The 3,961-nt window shown below is 70.9% G+C and carries 3 protein-coding genes and 2 pseudogenes; 3 read left to right on the top strand and 2 right to left on the bottom strand.

Going from position 1 to position 3,961, the window contains the following annotated elements:
• A partial coding sequence (locus x551_RS19415; RefSeq protein WP_036250366.1) for a YceH family protein occupies positions 1-525 on the bottom strand: 525 nt, incomplete at its 3' end.
• Positions 509-1,290, bottom strand: a pseudogene (locus tag x551_RS19410) (SDR family oxidoreductase). The pseudogene x551_RS19410 and the gene x551_RS19415, both read right to left, overlap by 17 nt.
• A 240-nt stretch (positions 1,291-1,530) precedes the next feature.
• Here x551_RS19410 and x551_RS19405 point away from each other — a divergent pair.
• The 3 genes and pseudogenes from x551_RS19405 to x551_RS19400 all read left to right on the top strand — a co-directional run.
• Positions 1,531-3,093, top strand: coding sequence for a DUF4331 domain-containing protein (locus x551_RS19405; RefSeq protein ID WP_231497807.1), 1,563 nt, complete (start codon positions 1,531-1,533; stop codon positions 3,091-3,093).
• 16 nt (positions 3,094-3,109) lie between these two features.
• Positions 3,110-3,310 carry a hypothetical protein gene (locus x551_RS25515; RefSeq protein ID WP_152543595.1) on the top strand — a complete coding sequence of 67 codons (201 nt, stop codon included), beginning with the start codon at positions 3,110-3,112 and terminating at the stop codon, positions 3,308-3,310.
• Between the two features lie 64 nt (positions 3,311-3,374).
• Positions 3,375-3,961 (top strand): annotated as a pseudogene (locus x551_RS19400) (hypothetical protein); the annotation flags it as partial.

Raw genomic sequence — 3,961 nt, 5'->3', positions numbered from 1 at the left:
GAGCAGTTGCGCCCAGCGCGCCTCGCGCGAGCCCGGCGCGCGCGGCAGCTTCACCACCAGCGGCGGCTCGCGCAGCGCCAGCTCGTCAAGGAAGCCCTCGACCGAGGAGATGTCGGCGAAGCGGTGCAGCCGCTCGGTGTTGGCCCGCAGCTCGGCCGCGGTCTGCGGCCCGCGCAGCATCAGCAGCGTGAGGATCGCCGCGGCCTGGCTGGGCACGCCCAGCACGCGCTGCAGGTTGTGCTCGTAGCGGGCCACGCGGCTGCCGCTGACCTCGATCACCAGGCTCAGGCGCTTGAGCTCGTCGACCGCCGCGAGCACCTCGCTCTCGGTCGCATTGATCACCGGCTCGCGCGCGGTCTTCTGGTTGCAGCCCAGCAGCAGCGTGTTCAGGCTCAGCGGGTAACTGTCGGACACGGTGTGCTGCTTCTCGACCAGCACCGCCACCACGCGCTGCTCGATCAGCGACAGCACGCGCAGCGCTGCCCGCGCGGGCCGGCGCTCGCCGGCGTCAGAGGCCGAATCCATCGTCCGCCTGCAGCACCGCGCCGTTGATGAAATGGCTCTCGTTGGCGCACAGCATCAGCAGCGCGGTGTCCAGGTCCTTGGGCTGGCCGACGCGCTTGCGCGGCATCATGTCCACCAGCTTCTTGCCCTGCTCGGTGCCCCAGTGGTGGTGGTTGATCTCGGTGTCGATGTAGCCGGGGCACAGTGCGTTCACATTGATGCCGTAGCGGCCCCACTCGAGCGCCATCGCGCGCGTCATGTGCACCACCGCGGCCTTGCTCATGCAGTACACGCCGATCTGGCCCAGCACCTTGAGCCCGCCCACCGACGCGATGTTGACGATGCGCCCGCCGGTGAAGGTGCCCGGCGCCGCACCCTTGGCGCGCGCGATCATGCGCTTGCCGACCTCCTGCGCCACGAAGAAGGCACCGCGCGTGTTGGTGTCCATCATGTAGTCGTAGTCCTCCGGCGTCACGTCGATGATGCGTTGCGTGGTGCTGACGCCGGAGTTGTTGACGAGGATGTCGATCGCGCCGCATTCGGTCTCGGCGTGGGCGACCGCGGAGCGGATGCTGTCGGGGTCGGTCACGTCGACGCCGACCACGTGGCGTCGCCGCCCAGGCCCTCGATCTCGGCCCTCAGGGTCTTCAGCCGCTCGATGCGGCGGCCACCCAGCACCACCGCCGCGCCGGCGGCGGCCAGCGTCAGCGCGAACTGCGCGCCCAGGCCGCTGGAGGCGCCCGTCACCAGGGCCACGCGGCCGGACAAGTCGATGGTATGGCTCATGGGGTCTCCGTTCGTCGCCGTGTCGTGTTCTGTGCCAGCCAAGATATCACGCACACGCGTCAGCGCTGTCACCCGGATGACGCCGTTGCATCCGATCGCGCAGCGACTGCGTATGCGACTCCAGCAGGGCCTCGGCACCGTCGCTTCCGGGTGAGGGTCGGACCTTGCGGTCCCACCGCAACCCTGAGGAGACAGCATGCTCGACATCACCCCCCGCGCAGCAGCGGCGCCCTGAAGCTCGTGGTCGCGGCCTGCGCACTGAGCGCCGCCGGCAGCGCCGCGCTGGCGTCCAGCCACCGCGAAGCCCCGTTCATCACCACCGCCCCGAAGGTCGACGCCACGGACTTCTACATGTTCCGCAGCTACGAGACCGGCCGCGCGAACTACGTGACCCTGATCGCCAACTACCTGCCGCTGCAGGACGCCTACGGCGGCCCCAACTACTTCAAGCTGGACCCGAACGCGCTGTACGAGATCCACATCGACAACAACGGCGACGCCAAGGAAGACCTGACCTTCCAGTTCCGCTTCCTGAACGCGCTGAAGGACGTCAAGCTGCCGGTGGGCAACAAGATGGTGTCGATCCCGCTGACGCAGGCCGGCGCCGTGTCCAACGTCAAGGACGCGAACCTCAACGTCGCCGAGACCTTCACCGTCGGCATCGTGCGCGGCGACCGCCGCTCCGGCAGCCGCGCCTCCATCACCAACGCCACCGGCGGCAGCGCCACCTTCGACAAGCCGGTCGACAACATCGGCGTCAAGACCCTCGCCGACTACCCCGCCTATGCCGCCCAGCACGTCTACAGCGTCAACATCCCCGGCTGCAGCGCGCCCGGCAAGGTGTTCGTCGGCCAGCGCAAGGACCCGTTCGCCGTCAACCTGGGCACGATCTTCGACCTGGTCAATGCGCCGGCCAGCGTCATCACCAACCCGGCGAACCTCAATGCCGCGCCGAACACCATCGACGACAAGAACGTCACCACGCTGGCGCTCGAGATCCACAAGGACTGCCTGACCGCCGGCAGCGACCCGGTGATCGGCGGCTGGACCACCGCCAGCCTGCGCCAGGGCCAGCTGCTGTCGGGCGCACCGAAGGCCGGCTACCAGACCGCCTCGCTGAACGCCGGACCCTGGGTGCAGGTGTCGCGCCTGGGCATGCCGCTGGTCAACGAGGTGGTGATCGGGCTGAAGGACAAGGACCGGTTCAACGCCTCCAAGCCGCAGAACGACACGCAGTTCCTCGACTACGTGACCCACCCGACCTTGCCGGCGCTGCTGGGCCTGGTGCTGGCGGACGGCAATGCCGCCGCGCTGGCGCCGACCAACCTGCCGCGCACCGACCTGGCCACGGTGTTCCTGACCGGCATCGCCGGCGTGAACAAGCCCGCCACCGTCACGCCGGCCGAGATGCTGCGCCTGAACACGGCGATCGCACCGGTGCCGCGCGCGCAGCAGAACCGGCTCGGCGTCGCCGGCGAGGTGCTGCGCGTCGGCGGGCCGCAGAACCTGGCGCAGGCGGTCGACCTGGCCGGCTACCCCAACGGCCGGCGGCCGAACGACGACGTGGTCGACATCTCGCTCGTCGCGGTGCTGGGTGGCTTGTGCGTGATCAACGGCGACGGCAACGCGCTGGGCCTGAACGGCGTGCCGGGTGTCAGCAGCCTGAGCTCGCAGTGCAAGCCTTCGAGCGTGCCGCTGGGCGCCACCTCGGCGGCGGTGCACGATGCCGTCGACCAGGCCACGGTGCCGTTGCTGAGCGCCTTCCCCTACCTGGCGACGCCGATCGGCGGCACCAGCCACTGACCCCGAGGAGCACCCCATGAACACCACACGTTTGCGGGCCGCGCTCCTCGCCGCGGCCGCCAGCCTCGCGCTGGCGGCCTGCGGGGGCGGAGGCGGTGGCTCGGCCGAGGACAACAGCGTGGCGCCCGACAGCGCCAGCGCCAGCAACCAGGCTTCTTCGACTACATCGCCAGCCTGGCCAGCCGCATGCTGGACGACAGCGAACCGGTCGACGTGAGCGCCGTCACGATGCCGCCGGACAACGTGGACGACCGCGCGCCCTACCCCACGTCGATCGACGAATGAGCGTCGGCCGCGCCTGCCGGCGCGTGCCGGCCTGGCTCGGGCTGCTGGCGGTGGCCTGTTCTGCGCAGGCCGCCGCGCTGCGGCCCGCCAGCGACGACGAGATCGTCGAGACCCTGCCGACGCTCGGCACCTACGTGAGCGAGCAGCGCGCGCTGCGGCGCCAGCTGTCGGCGCAACCGCGTGACGCGAAGGCCGCACTGGCACTGTCGCGCAGCCTGCTGGAGCGCGCCCGTCACGATGGCGATGCTCGGCTCGCGGGCCAGGCCCTCGGCGCGCTGCGCGCCTGGGAGGCCGATCCGGCGCCGCCCGCAGAGATCCGCCTGCAGCGCGCCACGCTGCGCCAGTACCTGCACGATTTCGAGGGCGCCGCCGCCGAACTGCAGGCCTTGCTCGCCGCCACGCCGCGCCAACCGCAGGCGCTGCTGACGCTGGCGACCGTCTACCGCGTGCAGGGCCGCTACGCCGATTCGGATGCCGCCTGCGCCCGCCTCGCCGACGCCGGCCAGCCGCTCTACGCCCAGGCCTGCCAGGCCGAGAACCAGGCCCTGCGCGGCGAGAACGAGGCCGCTCGGGCGCCGGCTCG

Origin of the sequence: Methylibium sp. T29 (genome assembly GCF_000576205.1) — a bacterium.
Lineage (GTDB): Bacteria > Pseudomonadota > Gammaproteobacteria > Burkholderiales > Burkholderiaceae_C > Methylibium > Methylibium petroleiphilum.
This window is presented reverse-complemented; position numbering and strand designations above follow the sequence as displayed.

Excerpts from the sequence above, each read along its gene's own strand:
- x551_RS25515 (WP_152543595.1), top strand. The coding sequence starts at position 3,110 with ATGAACACCACACGTTTGCGGGCCGCGCTCCTCGCCGCGGCCGCCAGC.